This window comes from Sphingomonas oligophenolica (assembly GCF_039522915.1).
Taxonomy (GTDB): domain Bacteria; phylum Pseudomonadota; class Alphaproteobacteria; order Sphingomonadales; family Sphingomonadaceae; genus Sphingomonas; species Sphingomonas oligophenolica.
The window spans coordinates 1-15,333 of record NZ_BAAAEH010000065.1 but is presented as its reverse complement, the minus strand read 5'-3'; the positions used below and the strand labels follow the sequence as shown (position 1 = coordinate 15,333).

General features: G+C 67.4%; 15 protein-coding genes. 8 read left to right on the top strand and 7 right to left on the bottom strand.

Annotated features, from left to right (window positions below; genetic code table 11):
- Positions 1-47 precede the first annotated feature (47 nt).
- From ABD050_RS27715 to ABD050_RS27690, 6 genes are all read left to right on the top strand, one after another.
- On the top strand, positions 48-335 hold the full coding sequence (locus ABD050_RS27715; RefSeq protein ID WP_343892816.1) for a CnrY/NccY family anti-sigma factor: 288 nt from the start codon (positions 48-50) through the stop codon (positions 333-335).
- Entirely contained in the window at positions 335-781 is a 447-nt protein-coding gene (locus ABD050_RS27710; protein WP_343892815.1) for a periplasmic heavy metal sensor, read from the top strand. Before ABD050_RS27715 ends, ABD050_RS27710 begins: the two co-directional genes overlap by 1 nt.
- The gene (locus ABD050_RS27705; RefSeq protein WP_343892814.1) at positions 778-1,338 is read left to right on the top strand and encodes an RNA polymerase sigma factor; all 561 of its coding nucleotides are present in this window, start codon (positions 778-780) and stop codon (positions 1,336-1,338) included. Before ABD050_RS27710 ends, ABD050_RS27705 begins: the two co-directional genes overlap by 4 nt.
- 118 nt (positions 1,339-1,456) lie before the next feature.
- Positions 1,457-2,683 carry a TolC family protein gene (locus tag ABD050_RS27700; protein ID WP_343892813.1) on the top strand — a complete coding sequence of 409 codons (1,227 nt, stop codon included), beginning with the start codon at positions 1,457-1,459 and terminating at the stop codon, positions 2,681-2,683.
- A gap of 4 nt (positions 2,684-2,687) precedes the next feature.
- Positions 2,688-3,857, top strand: coding sequence for an efflux RND transporter periplasmic adaptor subunit (locus tag ABD050_RS27695; RefSeq protein ID WP_343892812.1), 1,170 nt, complete (start codon positions 2,688-2,690; stop codon positions 3,855-3,857).
- Complete coding sequence (locus ABD050_RS27690) at positions 3,854-7,084, top strand: CusA/CzcA family heavy metal efflux RND transporter (protein WP_343892811.1); 3,231 nt, start codon at positions 3,854-3,856, stop codon at positions 7,082-7,084. Before ABD050_RS27695 ends, ABD050_RS27690 begins: the two co-directional genes overlap by 4 nt.
- 90 nt (positions 7,085-7,174) lie before the next feature.
- Here the strand turns inward: ABD050_RS27690 and ABD050_RS27685 are convergent, their stop codons facing one another.
- From ABD050_RS27685 to ABD050_RS27660, 6 genes are all read right to left on the bottom strand, one after another.
- Positions 7,175-8,344 (bottom strand): PepSY-associated TM helix domain-containing protein, encoded by a 1,170-nt coding sequence (locus ABD050_RS27685; protein ID WP_343892810.1) that lies wholly within the window; start codon positions 8,342-8,344, stop codon positions 7,175-7,177.
- Between the two features lie 201 nt (positions 8,345-8,545).
- Entirely contained in the window at positions 8,546-9,703 is a 1,158-nt protein-coding gene (locus tag ABD050_RS27680) for a copper resistance protein B (RefSeq protein ID WP_343892809.1), read from the bottom strand.
- Positions 9,700-11,484, bottom strand: a complete 1,785-nt coding sequence (locus ABD050_RS27675) for a copper resistance system multicopper oxidase (RefSeq protein WP_343892808.1) — start codon at positions 11,482-11,484, stop codon at positions 9,700-9,702. Before ABD050_RS27675 ends, ABD050_RS27680 begins: the two co-directional genes overlap by 4 nt.
- A 126-nt stretch (positions 11,485-11,610) precedes the next feature.
- Positions 11,611-12,186: an RNA polymerase sigma factor gene (locus tag ABD050_RS27670; protein WP_343892807.1), complete on the bottom strand. Its 576-nt coding sequence runs from the start codon at positions 12,184-12,186 to the stop codon at positions 11,611-11,613.
- Entirely contained in the window at positions 12,183-12,623 is a 441-nt protein-coding gene (locus ABD050_RS27665; protein WP_343892806.1) for a periplasmic heavy metal sensor, read from the bottom strand. Before ABD050_RS27665 ends, ABD050_RS27670 begins: the two co-directional genes overlap by 4 nt.
- Entirely contained in the window at positions 12,620-12,895 is a 276-nt protein-coding gene (locus tag ABD050_RS27660; protein WP_343892805.1) for a hypothetical protein, read from the bottom strand. The genes ABD050_RS27665 and ABD050_RS27660 overlap by 4 nt, the downstream gene beginning before the upstream one ends.
- Positions 12,896-13,025: 130 nt before the next feature.
- On the opposite strand from ABD050_RS27660, the gene copC reads away from it, so the two are divergent.
- Together copC and copD are read left to right on the top strand one after the other, a co-directional pair.
- Positions 13,026-13,409 (top strand): copper homeostasis periplasmic binding protein CopC, encoded by a 384-nt coding sequence (gene copC, locus ABD050_RS27655; RefSeq protein WP_343892804.1) that lies wholly within the window; start codon positions 13,026-13,028, stop codon positions 13,407-13,409.
- A 4-nt stretch (positions 13,410-13,413) separates the two neighbouring features.
- Complete coding sequence (gene copD / locus ABD050_RS27650; protein WP_343892803.1) at positions 13,414-14,331, top strand: copper homeostasis membrane protein CopD; 918 nt, start codon at positions 13,414-13,416, stop codon at positions 14,329-14,331.
- Positions 14,332-14,564: 233 nt separating this feature from the next.
- Here copD and ABD050_RS27645 read toward each other — a convergent pair whose 3' ends face one another.
- Entirely contained in the window at positions 14,565-14,921 is a 357-nt protein-coding gene (locus ABD050_RS27645; protein WP_343892802.1) for a hypothetical protein, read from the bottom strand.
- Positions 14,922-15,333 lie beyond the last annotated feature (412 nt).

Here is a 15,333-nt window from a genome sequence, read left to right as displayed (position 1 = left end):
ACATGGCCCGCTGCGACGTAGTAGAGGGAAGAGCAAGGAGATCATCAATGGACGATATCGACGCCTGGCTGGGCACGGCAGCTGCGCGCACCGCGGCGCCGCTTTCGACGTCGGCGGTCGAAGCGCTGGACCGGCGCATTGGGTCCGAGGCCGACCCGGCATCGTTCGTGTCGCGCCGCGATGGCCGGCGGGCGATGGTCACCGCCGCCATCGCCGCGCTTGTCGGCTTCGCCGGAAGCGGCACCATCGCGAGCGAGGCGTTCGCGCAGCCTCGGGCGACATGGGTCGCGGCACCATCGCCGTCTTCCCCGTTCGGCTTGCTGGTTGGCCGGTGATGCCCGGCCGTTCCGGACGTTTTCCCCTGTCTTCGGCGGTTGTCGGCGGCCTTCTCGGCATCATCGTCGCGGGCTCGCTCGCCTTCGGCTGGCATATGCTGCACCACCCCCAGACCGATTTGCACGACATGCTCCACCAGGCCGTCCCTCTCGACGCTCAGGAACGCACGGTCCTCGACGCCAGGGAGAGCGCCTTCATCGCGCGCCGCACCGAGATCGAGACCCGCATGCGCGCGGCCAATGGCCGCCTCGCGGACGCCATCGCCGCCGATCCCCGCTGGTCACCGGAGGTCGAAGCCGCCACGCAACAGGTCGAACAGGCCGCAGGTGATCTTCAGCGCGCGACTTTGGTCCATGTCTTCGAGATGCGGGCAGGCCTGAAGCCGGAGCATCGCGCCGCCTATGATCGAGTGCTCGTCGCCGCCCTTCGACGCGGCTCCCGGTGAGTGAGGGCGAAAACGACAGCACGCTCGCCAGGCGCTCCCGTGAAGGCGATCGGCGCGCATTCGGTCTTCTGATGCGCCGCCATGGGTCTGCCCTGGCGCAGACCGCGCGCAGCTTCGGCCTGCCCGAGACCGATGTCGACGACGCCGTGCAGGAGAGTTTCGTGGCGGCATGGCGCGCGCTTGGCGACTACGACACCGCCCGCCCTTTTCGGGCATGGCTGTTCCGGATCGCCATCAACAAGATACGCGATCTGCAGCGGCATCGCCGCGTCCGCCGCTTTCTCTTCGGCGCGATCGGGCTGGATGACGCCGATCCCCACCATCTGAGCGACGGGATGCCCGATCCGGAGCGACACGCGATGGCGCGAGGCGATCTGGCCAGAACCACGGCCCTGCTCCGGAAACTGGATGGAGACCTGCGCGAAGCGATCGTGCTGACCGCGATCGTGGGACTGACCCAGGCCGAAGCCGCGATTGCGCTCGGCATCACCGACAAGGCCGTCGAAGGCCGGGTCGGCCGCGCGCGCCGCAAGCTTTCGCTGTTGCTCGAACAATAGATCGGAAAAATTCGCCTGGTCCCGAGGGGGAGCCGCGACTGGCCGCGTAGCATGACAGTCGGCGCTGTTCGACATCATCGCGTCTGCAGGGGCCCAGATCATTCCCACTCATCGCTTCATGCGCCGTGCCGTGGCGGCAGCGTTGCTTGCCTCCTGCACCAGTCCGGCGCTGGCCGACCCGGCGCCCTCATATGCGCAGCTTCTGCGCCAGGCACTGGCGAACGCGCCGGCCATTGCCGAGCAGGCAGCCAATGTCAGGGCAGCTCAAGCTGAGGCGCGGCAATCTCGCGCCATGCCGAATCCCATGGTCGAGGCGGTCGCCGAGAATCTGGCGATTCCCCAGACGGCCGGCAGCGGCGCCGAACGGCAGACGACCTTCACCATCACCCAGCCCCTCGAGATCGGCGGCAAGCGGTCGGCGCGCATTGCCGCCGGGGAAGGCAATCTGACCACAGCCCAGGCGCGCGATCGCCAGGCGCGAATCGCCTTCGCGGCGGATCTGGCGATCGCCTATGCAACTGCCGAGGCGATGCAGGACCGCCAGAAGCTGGCGGCGGACGATCTCGGCCGCGCCAGGGAGGATCTTCGCGCTGCGCGCGCGCTGGTCACGGCCGGCAAGGAAGCCGATCTCAGGATCACCCAGGCGAACGCAAGCGTCGCCGCGGCGATCGCCGCCGAGGAGGCCGCTGCCGCCGACACTTTCGAGGCGCTCGAGCGCCTGTCCGCCATGGCGGGTGCTGCGACACCCTATACCTGCATCGACCGGTCATTGCTTGCGGTCGCGGCGCCGAAGCGGGTGGCAGTCGGCCCGACGCTCGACGATCCGCCTGCGGTGGCGACAGCCGTGGCCGAGCGCAATGCGCTCGCAGCTCAGGTCCGGATCGAGCAGAAGCGGTCTATCCCCGATATCGGCCTCAGTGCCGGTCTGCGCCGGTTCCAGGGCAATGGCGACAGCGCGCTTGTCGTCGGCGTCTCGGCGACCATCCCGCTGTTCGACCGCAACCGGGGCAATATTGCCGCGGCCCGCGAGCGCGCGAACGCAGCCGATGCGCGACTCGCCGCTGCCCGGCTGGAAGCCGGCGCCGCCCGACGCGTTGCCGCCGCACGGGTCGCGGCGGCGACCGGCCGGCTCGATGCCGCCAATCAGGGCGAGGCCGCAGCCGAGGAAGCCTATCGCCTCGGTCGCATCGGCTATGACGCGGGCAAGATTCCGCTGCTCGAGCTGCTGACCATCCGCCGGGCGCTGACCGAGGCGCGCGCACTGACGATCGATGCCCGTCTCGGACGGGTTCGGGCGCTTGCCGCGCTTGCACAGGCCGACGGTCAAATCGCGTTTGGAGACTGAGAGAATGGACGACAGCCCCCGGCCGAACAACTGGCCGATGATGATCGGAATCGCGGCCGTAGCCGGGCTCGCCGGTTTCGGCGCGTCCTATGTGGTAGGCACAGGCACGAAGCCGGCCCCGGCACCGGCCACCGCCCCCGACAAGACCGGGCCGGTGGAGGTCAGGATACCGGCCGCGTATCTTGCTTCGGCCGGAATTGCCGTCGAGCCTGTCGGATCGGGTGGGCCGAGCGCCGAGATCGCCGCGCCAGCGACGGTCACGTCCACGCCGACCGGCGAGGCGGTGGTAGTGGCAAGGGCATCCGGTACCATCACCCGCGTCAATCACCGGCTCGGCGATCCGGTGCGCGCCGGCGAGGTGCTGGCCCTGGTCGACAGCCTCGACGCGGCCTCGATGTCCGCCGACCGCAGCGTCGCCGCCGCGAAGGCCGACCTTGCGCGCAAGACTTATGCCCGCGAGTCCGGACTGTATCGCCAGGGCGTAACACCGCGGCAGGACATGGAGGCAGCGCAGTCAGCGCTTGCCGTCGCCAACGCAGAGGCGCAGCGCGCATCGGCCATTGCCCGCGCTGCCGGCGTCGCCGGCAATGGTCGCTCGGTCGTGGTGGTCGCGCCCATCTCAGGCAGAATCACCGCTGGAGCCGCCATGCTCGGCGCGTTCGTCCAGCCTCAGGCGGAGCTGTTCCGCATTGCCGATGCCGGCGCCGTGCAGGTCGAGGCGGCGGTGCCCGCCGCCGACGCACGCCGCATCATGCCCGGCGACACGGCGACGATCATCAGCGGCCGCGGAGCGCCGATCGATGCCACGGTCCGGTCGGTTACGCCGACCGTCGCGGGCGCGACCCAGGCAGCGACCGTCATCCTCATCCCGACAACGGGCGCCGGTCAGTTCATCGCCGGTGAAGGCGTCCAGGTCAGGATCCGCGTGCGCGGCGACGGCAGCGCTGTAAGCCTTACCGTTCCCGAGGATGCGGTACAGAATATCGACGGCCGCGACGTGCTGTTCGTCCGTACCGCGACCGGATTTGTCGCGCGACCGGTGCTGGTCGGCACCCGGAGCGGGGGCATCGCGCAGATCGTCTCGGGCATCCGTGCCGGCGAGCGGGTCGCGACGCGCAATGCCTTTCTCGTCAAGGCCGACATGATCAAGAGCGCCGGCGAGGAAGAAGAATGATCGGCGGCCTCCTCGACGGTGCCGTCCGGTCGCGCTGGCTCATCCTGCTCCTGACCGCCATCATTGCGGGCGTCGGGGCATGGCAGCTCAATCTGCTGCCGATCGACGTGACGCCCGACATCACCAACAAGCAGGTGCAGATCAATACGATCGTGCCGACCTTGAGCCCGCTCGAGGTCGAAAAGCGCGTCACCTATCCGATCGAGACCGCGCTGTCGGGCCTTGCCGGAGTCGAGAGCACGCGTTCCTTCTCGCGCAACGGCTTCAGCCAGGTCACCGCAGTCTTCAAGGAGAGCGCCGACCTGTATTTCATGCGTCAACAGGTCACCGAGCGGCTGAACCAGGCGCGCGCAAGCCTCCCCGATGGCGTCCAGCCCCAGATGGGTCCCGTCTCGACCGGTCTGGGCGAGATCTTCCACTACAGCGTCGAATATCGCTTTCCCGACGGCAAGGGCGCGCCGCGCAGCGACGGAAAGCCGGGCTGGCAGCGCGACGGCAGCTTCCTGACCGATGAAGGCGCCCTGCTCACCACCAAGGTCGCCAAGCTCGCCTATCTGCGCACCGTGCAGGACTGGATCGTCCGCCCGCAGCTGCGCACCGTCCCCGGCGTCGCCGATGTCGATTCGCTCGGCGGCTATGTGAAGGAATATGTCGTCCAGCCCGACACGGCGAAACTCGCCGCCTACGGTATTTCCTATTCGGATCTCGCGACGGCGCTCGAAGACGCCAACCTATCGGTCGGCGCCGACTATATCCGCCGCTCCGGCGAGGCCTATCTCGTCCGCGCCGATGCGCGAATCCACACCGCCGACGAGATCGCGCGCGCCGTGATCGCCACCCGGCAAGGCGTACCCGTGACGGTCGGCCAGGTTGCGACAGTGGAGATCGGCGGCGAATTGCGCCGGGGCGCGGCCAGCCGCGACGGCTATGAGACCGTGGTCGGCAGCGCGCTGATGCTGGTCGGCGCGAACAGCCGGACTGTCGCGCAAGGGGTCGGCGACAAGCTGGCCGAGATCCGGAAGACGCTTCCCGCCGGAATTGCCATCGTTCCCACGCTCGATCGATCGCAACTCGTGCTGGCGACGATCCACACGGTCGCCAGGAACCTGATCGAGGGCGCGCTTCTGGTCGTCGCGATCCTGTTCTTCCTGCTCGGCAACTGGCGGGCGGCCCTGATCGCCGCGCTGGTCATTCCGTTGTCGCTGCTGATGAGCGCGATCGGCATGAACCTGCTCGGCATTTCGGGCAATCTGATGAGCCTTGGCGCGCTCGACTTCGGCCTGATCATCGACGGCGCCGTCATCATCGTCGAGAATACGCTGAGAAGGCTCGCGGAACGGCAGCACCGCCAGGGCAGCACCCTCCCCTTGCGCGATCGCCTTGAAGAGGTGATCGATTCCTCCAGGGAGATGCTGCGGCCGACCATCTACGGCCAGGCCGTCATCTTCCTGGTGTTCCTCCCCTGCCTCACCTTCCAGGGGGTCGAGGGCAAGATGTTCTCGCCGATGGTCATCACCCTCATGCTGGCGTTGGCCTCTGCGTTCGTGCTGTCGCTGACCTTCATACCCGCGATGATTGCGGTGCTGCTGACCAGGCACGTCTCCGAAAAGGAGGTCCGGCTGGTCGTCGCGGCCAAGAATCGCTACGAACCCTGGCTGCGCCGCGCGGTTGCGCGGCCGATGCCTTTCATCGGTGCCGGCCTCGGCGTGCTGCTGCTCGCATCCGTCGCCTTCACCTTTGTCGGTCGCGAATTCATGCCGACGCTTGACGAGCAGAATCTTAACCTGTCCTCGGTCCGCATTCCTTCGACCACGATCGACCAGTCGGTCGCGATCGACCTGCCGCTCGAGCGCGCGGTCATGACCCTGCCCGAAGTGAAGATGGTCTATTCCAAGGCGGGCACGGCAAGCCTTGCCGCCGACCCGATGCCGCCAAACGCGTCGGACAATTACATCATCCTCAAGCCGAAAAAGGAGTGGCCGGCGGGCGTCACCACCAAGACGCAGGTGATCGAGCGCATCCGCGAGAAGACGGCGCCGCTGGTCGGCAACAACTATGATGTCACCCAGCCGATCGAGATGCGCTTCAACGAGCTGATCGGCGGGGTGCGCAGCGACGTCGCGGTCAAGGTCTATGGCGAGGATCTCGACAAGCTGGCGGGCAGCGCCCGGGACATTGCTGCAGTGCTGCGCAAGGTGCCCGGTGCCTCCGACGTCCGTGTCGCCCAGACCGGCGGCTTTCCGACGTTCGACATCGCCTTCGATCGTGCCGCGATCGCCCGTTATGGCCTGACCGTGAAGGATGTCGCTGACACCGTCTCCGCCGCGCTCGGCGGCAGGACGGCGGGACAAATCTTTGAGGGCGACCGGCGGTTCGACATCGTCGTGCGGCTTCCCGCGGTCGAACGCGACAATCTCGACACACTCGGCGCGCTGCCAGTGATGCTGCCGGGCACCGAGGGCGCACGCCAGTCGGTGCCGCTGCGTCAGCTGGTCCAGTTCCGTTTCACCCAGGGCCTGAACGAGGTCAGCCGCGACAATGGCAAGCGCCGGATCTATGTCGAAGCCAATGTCGTCGGCCGCGATCTCGGCAGCTTCGTCGACGACGCCAGGGGCCGCATCGACAGGCAGGTGAAGCTCGCGCCCGGCTCCTATATCGAATGGGGCGGCCAGTATCAGAATCTTCAGGCCGCGACCAGGCGCCTGGCGGTCATCGTGCCGATCTGTTTCATCCTGATCGCCGCCGCGCTCTACATGGCGATCGGCAGCGCGACGCTGACCGCGACCGTTCTGACCGCGGTGCCGCTCGCGCTCGCCGGCGGCGTGTTCGCGCTGGCGCTGCGCGGCATTCCCTTCTCGATCTCGGCGGCGGTCGGTTTCATTGCGGTCTCGGGCGTCGCGGTCCTGAACGGACTCGTGCTGATCTCGGCGATCCGCAAGCGGATCGAGGACGGGATGGAAAGCGACCGCGCGGTGATCGAAGGAGCGATGGAACGCGTCAGGCCCGTGCTGATGACCGCGCTCGTCGCCTCGCTCGGCTTCGTGCCGATGGCAATCGCGACGGGCACCGGCGCCGAGGTCCAGAAGCCGCTGGCGACCGTGGTGATCGGCGGCCTGGTCACCGCGACGGTCCTGACGCTGTTCATCCTGCCCGCGCTCTGCGGAATGGTGTTGCGGCGACGCGCGATCCCCACGAAAAGCGAGGTGCCGGGGCCGGCCATTGCCTGATGGCCCGCGGGCAGCCGGGGCGCGATAAACCGGTGCCGGCGAGGAAGAGGATCGAACGATGCGACCGAACCCGCATCGTCTCTTCGGGGTCTACACCGACGAGGCAGCGCTCGAGGGCGATCGCTGCGCGCGCCTGGCGTTGCGTTCGGCTTTGCGCTTTTTCCCGTCCCACCACGCCCGGACACCGAGCACGTACAGCGTTGCCAGCGCGAGCCCGCTCAGCATGACCAGGATACGGCCGGGAAGTCCGGCGACTTCTCCATTGTGAACCGACAGCGTGGCGTCGAAAATTCGCTCGATCAGCGGTGCCGTGCGCGGATCATGGACGCGGAGGATGCGCCCGCTCGCCGCATCGACTGAAACGCTGGTCGTCCCGAGCCAGGGAGGCGTCTCCCCGGGCTGGCGAAGGCGAACGACATAATCGGGCGACGTCGGCCCGGGCAGCATGATCCGCACGAATTGGGCCCGCGGAAAAGTCTCGAGCGCGCGGTTCAGCGCCTGTTGAGGCGAGACGGCTTTCCCGATGCCGTTGATCGCCGATCGGCCAGCGTCGCCCCTCGCCGATCCATCGCCCATGGGCACGATGGTGGCCGCCAGCGCGCGACTCTGGTCGGGAAATGTCATGTAGATGCCGGTGACAGCGCTCACGAGCAGCGCCGAGCCGGCGGCGAGACCGATCGCCCGGTGCCAGCCAAACAGCCGGTGCTCGAGCTTGCGCCAGCGCCGGACGGCAAAGGCCGCTTTCCAGGCCCGACGCCGCGGCCAGCCGAGCCAGAGTCCGCCGAGCACGGTCGCGAACAGCATCAGGCCCGACAGGCCGATCAATATCTCGCCTCGGCGGCCGGCATTCAGCCCCTGGTGAAAAGCATAGATCCAGCGCCAGGCCTGGCCGTTGAAGGGCGTCCGCGGCGCCGCGTCGGTCGCGCGAAGCACCCGCGCGCTCGATGCGTCGACGACCAGTGCGCGCTGCTCTCCCGCCGGGGCGTTGTAGAGCACCTCGATCAGGTCGCGATGGCTGTCCGTGAGGGACAGGCGAGTCAACACTGCATCGCCGGTCGCGACCTTGGCGCTGCGGACAATCGCGTCGAGCGAGGCCATCGGTCCGGCTTTGGGCGCCGGGACCGCGAGCCGGTCGAGGTCGCGATAGAATACCAGAAATCCGCCCGTCAGGCCCTGAAGCACCCAGAGCAGCCCGAGCGTCAGGCCGATCCACCGATGGGCCTTCACGACAATTCTACGGGCTGTATTGCCTTCGATCATTGATGGATCCCGGTCCGCGGATCGCTTATCCTAGTCGGGCCGGTCGGCGGCGTATGTCGTTTTTCCCGGCGCAGCCGCAATATCTGCCGTTATGCCGCAGCCAGGCGGTGGCACTTTCCCCCCGCGCTGATCGCCTCCCCGCCGACGAGGGCTCCGTCCGGCCTCGCCACCGATAGCTGGCCCGCCCTCATGCGCGATCGCTCAGAACCAGAATCGGACGCCACCGACGAAACTGGTCGCTGCGACGTCATGGCCGTCGAGCCGGGCATAGCGGGCGGTGTCGCCGAGCTTGCGGTCCCAGGACAGGCCGACATAGGGCGCGAACTGGCGCGTGACCTCATAGCGCAGCCTGAGTCCGAGCTCGGCTGTCGACAGGCCCGACCCGGTGCGCGTCTCGGGGACATCCTGCGCGGAAAGGTTCAGCTCGACCCGCGGCTGGAGGATGATCCGCTGGGTAATGCGCTGATCGTAATAGCCTTCGAGCCGGCCGAGCAGATCGCCCTTGTCCGACAGGAACAGGGCGCCCCCGACCTCGAACATATAGGGCGCGAGCCCCTCGAACCCGATCGTCGCATAGGTCCGGGTCGGAGACGGCTGGACGTCGTGGCGCACACCCGCCTGCAGGTTGAAATAGGGTCCAACGGCACGGCTGTAGAGGGCCTGGATCTCGGCGCTCTCGACGCCTTCGCGGAACGTCCCTTCGCCCTCGCTCTTCAGCGTCAGCCGGTTGATGTCGCCGCCGATCCAGAACGCGCCGTCCCAGCGATAGCCGTCATGGCCGTCACGGACCTGATATTCGGCGAGGTTGAACAACAGCTGGTGGTAGGTCATCCCGCCATGTTCGCCGAGCAGCCGGGCCTGGGCCTCGTCCATCGCCTGCTTGCCGAAGAAAATGTCGGCGGCGCGATTGCGCTGGATCGGCGGCGCCGGTGCATTGCCGGGCGGAAGATCGGTGCCGCTTTTCGGCGTGTCTCCGGGCATGTCCGGCATATCGGCCATGGCGTGGCCGGCATGCGAATCCTGCGGAGGGCCCGACATGTCCATGCCCGGCATGGCCGGCACGGGCGGGATGGCCGGCGGCGCCTCGCCGCGGCTGGCTTCGGGCGATTGAGCGGGCGCCGGCATCGCCATCCCCGGCATGTCCTGCCTGGTCTGGGGTTCGGCGCGCGCTGCCGATGGCGACCGGCGGACAGTGCTGCGCGGCGCGGCCCGCGTCGCGGCCTTCTGCCCGGCCTTGGGCTTGACGGCCGGCGTCGGCTTTTCGGGCATCGCCATGCCGGGCATGTCCTGGTGGGATTGCGCGGCGGCGGGTGTTGCCAGCACCAGCGGCGCCAGGCCGATCAGCAGCAGGGCCTTCATGCCGCTTCTCCCGCGGCGGGCCGAACCTGGACGATGCGCATCATTCCGGCGTGCATGTGGAAGAACATATGGCAGTGGAATGCCCAGTCGCCGGGGATCGCCGTCACATCCCAGCTCACCTTGCCGCCGGGCGCGACATTGACCGTATGCTTGCGCGGACTATGGGCGCCGTGCCCGGTCACCAGCTCGAACAGATGGCCGTGCAGATGGATCGGATGCGACATCATCGTGTCGTTGATCAGCGTGACGCGAACCCGCTCGCCCGCGCGCATCGGGATGGGCTCCTTCGCCTCGGACAGCGTCTTGCCGTCGAGCGACCACATGTAACGCTCCATATTGCCGGTCAGGTGGACGTGGATTTCGCGATCGGGCGCCCGCAGATCGGGATTTGGGTCGAGCGCCACGAGATCGCGATAGACCAGCACCTTGTGCCCCACATCGTCGAGGCCCTGGCCGGGCTCGCCGGTGCGATCCATCGGCATCGGCGCGATCGTCTGGACGCCGGGGCCGAGCGGCAGACCGGGTGCGTTGCGTGGGTCGCGCATCCCCATGCTCACCATCGGCGACGCGCCGGCGCCATGATCCATGCCCGCCATCGGATCAGCGCTTTCGGGCTTGCTCAGATCGATCACCGCCTCGCCGGACGCCCCGCCCTTCGCCATGTTCATGTCGCCCATGCCCATGTCCTTCATCGTCGCGACTGGCCGTTTGCGCAGCGGCGGGACGTCGGCAACCATGCCGGGGCGCGGCGCGAGGGTGGCGCGCGCAAGGCCGGAACGGTCAACGGCCTCGCCGACGATCGTATAGGCGCGGTCGTCGGTGGGCGTGACGATCACGTCATAGGTCTCGGCGACGCTGATCTGGAACTCGTCGACCTCGACCGGACGGATATTCTGCCCGTCGGCCTGGACCATCGTCATCCTGAGCCCCGGGATGCGGACGTTGAAGATCGTCATGCCGGCCGCGTTGACGAAGCGCAGCCTTACGCGCTCGCCGGGCCTGAACAACGCGGTCCAGTTATCCGCGGGCCCATGGCCGTTGACGACATAGGTATAGACCGAGCCGGTCACGTCGGAGATGTCGGTCGGGTCCATCCGCATCCCGCCCCAACGCAGCCGCTCGGCGAGGGGCTGGTCCTCGCCCTTGATCAGCCCGACGAGCGTCTGCTGCTGGCGATTGAAATAGCCCGCCTGCTGCTTCAGCTTCATGAAGAGCGCGTGCGGATGGATCGGGCTATGGTCGGAGAGCACGATCAGATGCTCGCGATCGGCCTTCACCGGGTCCTCGCCGGCGGGGTCGATGATGATGGGGCCATATTGCCCCATCTGCTCCTGCATCCCCGAATGGCTGTGATACCAGTAAGTGCCCGACTGGACGACCGGGAACGCGTAGGTGAAGCTCGATCTGGGCTTGATGCCGGGAAAGGAAACGCCCGGTACGCCGTCCATCTGCGAGGGGACGATCAGACCGTGCCAGTGGAGCGAGGTCTCTTCGTCGAGGTCGTTGACGACATGAAGCCGGACGTTCTGTCCCTCTCTCAGCCGCAGCAACGGTGCCGGCACCGTGCCGTTGATCCCGATCGCATGCGCCTCGCGGCCGTCGACCGTCACCATCTGGTGCGCGACCTTGAGCGTGATGTCCTCGCCCGAAAGTACGGGAATCGGGGTGGTGATGCCGGACGACACCGGCTGCGCCCAGGCGGGCATCCACGCCGAGAGCGCAATGCCGCCCGCGGCGGTCGCTCCTCCGCGGAGCAGCTGGCGGCGGTCGATACAGTTCATTCGCTGGTCCTCCGCGGCAATCCCGATCGCCGTCGATCTGGATACGCATTTCAAGAAAACACCCCTCCCGGAATGATTCCGCAATCGCGACATGGAGTTTGACACCATGTCAGGGTCAAGGGGTCTTCAGCGCGGATCGCGATCGAGCTGCTCGGCGAGTTTGGCGCGCGCGCGACGCAGCCTGGTCTCGATCGCCTTTTCGGTGACGCCCAGTGTCGCGGCGGCCTCGGCCTGGCTCTGGCCGTCGATCGCGCGCAGCACAAGCACCTCGCGCAGCGTGGCCGGGAGTGCGGCGATCGCGCGCCGCGTCCGGACGAGTTCCTCACGGTCCGCCGCTTCGATATCGTGAAGCGGCCGGTCTTCGGCGACTGCCTCGGCCGCGCCGTCGAGGGGAAGCGCGAAGGAGAGGATCCGGCGGACCTTGCGCCGCCGCGCCCAGTCGCGGCATTTGTTGAGTGCGATCGTGATCAGCCAGCCGCGCATCGGTCGCACGGCATCGTAGCGACGGAGCGCGCGATAGGCGGCGACGAAGGTCTCCTGGACAAGGTCGAGCGCCTCATCGGCGTCGGCGACGTTGGCGACGATGATCCGGTAAAGCGGCTCGCGGTGGCGGCGAACGATCTCGGCGAAGGCGATCTGGCGTCCGGCGACGCTCAGCGCGGCAAGGTCACCGTCGGAAAGTTCGGCATAATCGTTGCTCACCGCGCTTCGGTGGTCAGCGCCTTCACCACCGCCTGGTCGAACCGCGCCGTCTGGTCGGGCCGTAGAATCTGCCGCATCGCAAAGACATGCGCGAGCGTCTCCTTCTGGAGCTCGCCCATCGCCACGTGCGACCGGTCGACCGCTTCGCGCACTTGCGGGCCATAGCCATGCTCGGCCTCGATGGCGGCGGCAAGCCGGGCATTGTCGGCGCGAAGCTCGAGTTCGAGCGCCTGGCGGCGGACCGCGAAGCGCCGTTCGAGCTCGGCCAACGCCGCCTGCTGCCGCGCGTCGAGATCGAGGCGATCGTGGAGAAGGCTGTGGAGCTCGGCCCCGGGGGGCCTGGGCTGCGCGACGAACGAGCGGCCGACGAACACGCCGGCCATCGCGGCGAGGAACGCGATTGCGGCGATGATGAGGAGTCTGCGCCAGCCCATCATCCGCCGCCGAGCAACGTCGATGGCGCGAGCGCCGTCGTACCGAAGGGCGCGGGCGACGCGGCAGCCTGTGCCGGGGCGCCCGGGACGAGCGAGCCGGCGATGCCCAGGCTCAATGCCGCCAGCCCCGCCGCGACGAAGCTTCGGGTCGAAAGCCCGGCGCCCGTCGCTTGTTGTGCCCGCAGCCGAGCCAGCAGCGGACCCTCGATGTCGGCGAGCGCCGGATGTACCGACGCAACGCGCATCCGCTCGATCGCTCCGTCAATGTCGGTCATGCGCAATTCTCCTCGATCTTCCGTCTTCCGATACGCGCGCGCGCCGTCGATCCCTCATTTTTGCGCTACAGGATGAGGGGTGGCCGATGCGGCTGCGTATTTCAATCCGAACCCCCTTGAGGATAATGATATGGCCTTCCGACACATGCTTGTCGTTCCCATCGTCGCCAGCCTGATCGTCGCCGCGCCGGCAATCGCGCACCCGAAGCTGCTGTCCTCCAGCCCGGCGGACAAGGCGGTCGTCGCCGGCCCGAGCCAGATCCGGCTGAGCTTCAACGAAAGCCTGCTTGCGCCGCTTTCGGGAATTGACCTGGCCATGACGGCGATGCCCGGGATGGCCAATCACGGGGTGATGAAGGTCGCCGGCTTCCAGACATCGCTCGCGCCCGACGGAAAGACGCTCGTCGCTGCCCTGCCCCGCGCGCTGCGCGCCGGCAGCTACTCGGTCAAATGGCATGCGGTCTCGACCGACACGCACCGCGTCGAGGGAAGCTTCAGCTTCACGGTCAAATAGGCCGATGGAGGGCTGGCCGCTCATCGGTATCCGGTTCGCGCTCTATGCCGATCTCGGGCTGCTGTTCGGATTGCCGCTCTTCCCGCTCTATGCGCTGCGCAGCGACGCGCGGCGCCTGTTGCCGCTTCGCCCGGCGATCCTCGCTCTCGCCGCTGCGGGGTTCGCCCTGTCGCTTGCCGGCTTCGCGATCATGGCCGGGGCAATGACCGGAACGCCGATCGGCGAGATCGATCGGGCAACCTGGACGATGCTGCTCACCCGGACCGCGGCCGGATCAGCGCTGCTGGCCCGGCTGGCCGCGCTGGCCGCCCTGCTGCTGCTGGCAATAGTCGCACGGCGCGCCACGGCGCCCGCCCTCGCCGCCGCCGCGGCCCTGGGCGGCATTGCGCTGGCGACACTCGCCTGGTCCGGCCACGCCGTGGCGGGCGAAGGAATCGCAGGCATGGTCCATCTTGTCGCCGACATCGTCCACCTGCTGGCGGCGGCCGCCTGGCTCGGCGCCCTGGGCGGCCTGGCGTGCCTGGTCGCGCGGCGGAACAGTCGCGAGAGCGACCTGCGGGCGACCCATCGTGCGCTCGCCGGATTTGCGCTCGTCGGCACCCTGCTCGTTGGGGCTATCGTGATCACCGGAATGTTGAACGCCTGGTTCATGATCGGTCCCGATCATCTCCGGCAGGTCGCAACCGGCCGCTACGGACAGCTCCTCATCGCCAAGCTCGCTCTTTTCGCGATCATGCTCGTCATGGCCGCCCGCAACCGCTTCCGCCTGACCCCCGCCCTGGACGCCGTGATCGCTCGCGGCGAAGAGCGAAGCGCGCGGGCAGCCTTGCTGCGCAGCGTCACGATCGAAGCCGGGCTCGGGTTGATGATCCTCGCGCTCGTCGCATGGCTCGGGACCCTGGCGCCGCCGATCGGCAGCTAGGAATGGGGCGAGCCGGAGTGCATCCATAACCTTTTTTTATTTTTACGACCCTGTTCAACGTCATGAAATACAGGGGCGCCGGAAGACGCCAACGACCTTCACCAGTGCCCTGCCGATTTCGGCGGGCAAGACCTTTCATCAGGCTGTTCCGCGCGGGGTTGCTCAACCCAAGGACCGCACTCTGTCTTCCTCGCCATTCACAACATGCCGGCGCGTAACGACCGGCATCGCGCTCAATGCCGGTGATGCTCACCCGGCGTCCCGCCACGGGAGAAATGCGGTGTGCGCATGCCGCGTTCCGGCGTCATCGAGCCCCGCATCTCATGGAAATGGCCATCGGGCCGTGCGCCATGGCTGAAATGCGCCGAGTCGCCACGGCGGTAGCGCCTGTCATGGGCAGTGCTGCGATAATAGAAACCACCATCATCGCCCCAATAGCCGTCATAGACCGGGCCGTAAAAATCGTCGTAATAGCCATTATAGGCATAGGGGATCCCGGCGCTGACGCCGCCATAGCCGTAACCATCGGCACAGGCGCCGAGCGGCAGGGCGGATAAAGTGCAGAGCGCGACCAGCAGGTTCTTCTTCATGACATCCTCGCAAGATATTTCCTGCGGGCTGAAACGAACGACTGCGGGTTACGGACGCAGGGCGTGGTGGAATTGTGGAAGACCGCGTGCGGCTGGCCTTCCGCCTGAGGTTTCGCACTGTCGATTCAACCCGGCCCGCGCATCATGGCAAGGTCCAGCCGGGCCCGGGTATCCATCACCCGCGCCGCGCTGTTTCTCATCGTTGGATTTGTTGGACGATTTTCAGCCGACACAGCTGGCTGTTATGCTGGCTGTTCCTGGCTGATATGCTGGCTGATACCTGGCTGTTAGCTGGCTGTTAGCTGGCTGTTATTCGATAACAGCCAGCTACCCAGCAAGATTTTGATCTGAACGACTACCGGCTGGCGCCGGTAGGTTCGGTTGGAGTGGCTGAAGCCTTTTCAATTGGGGC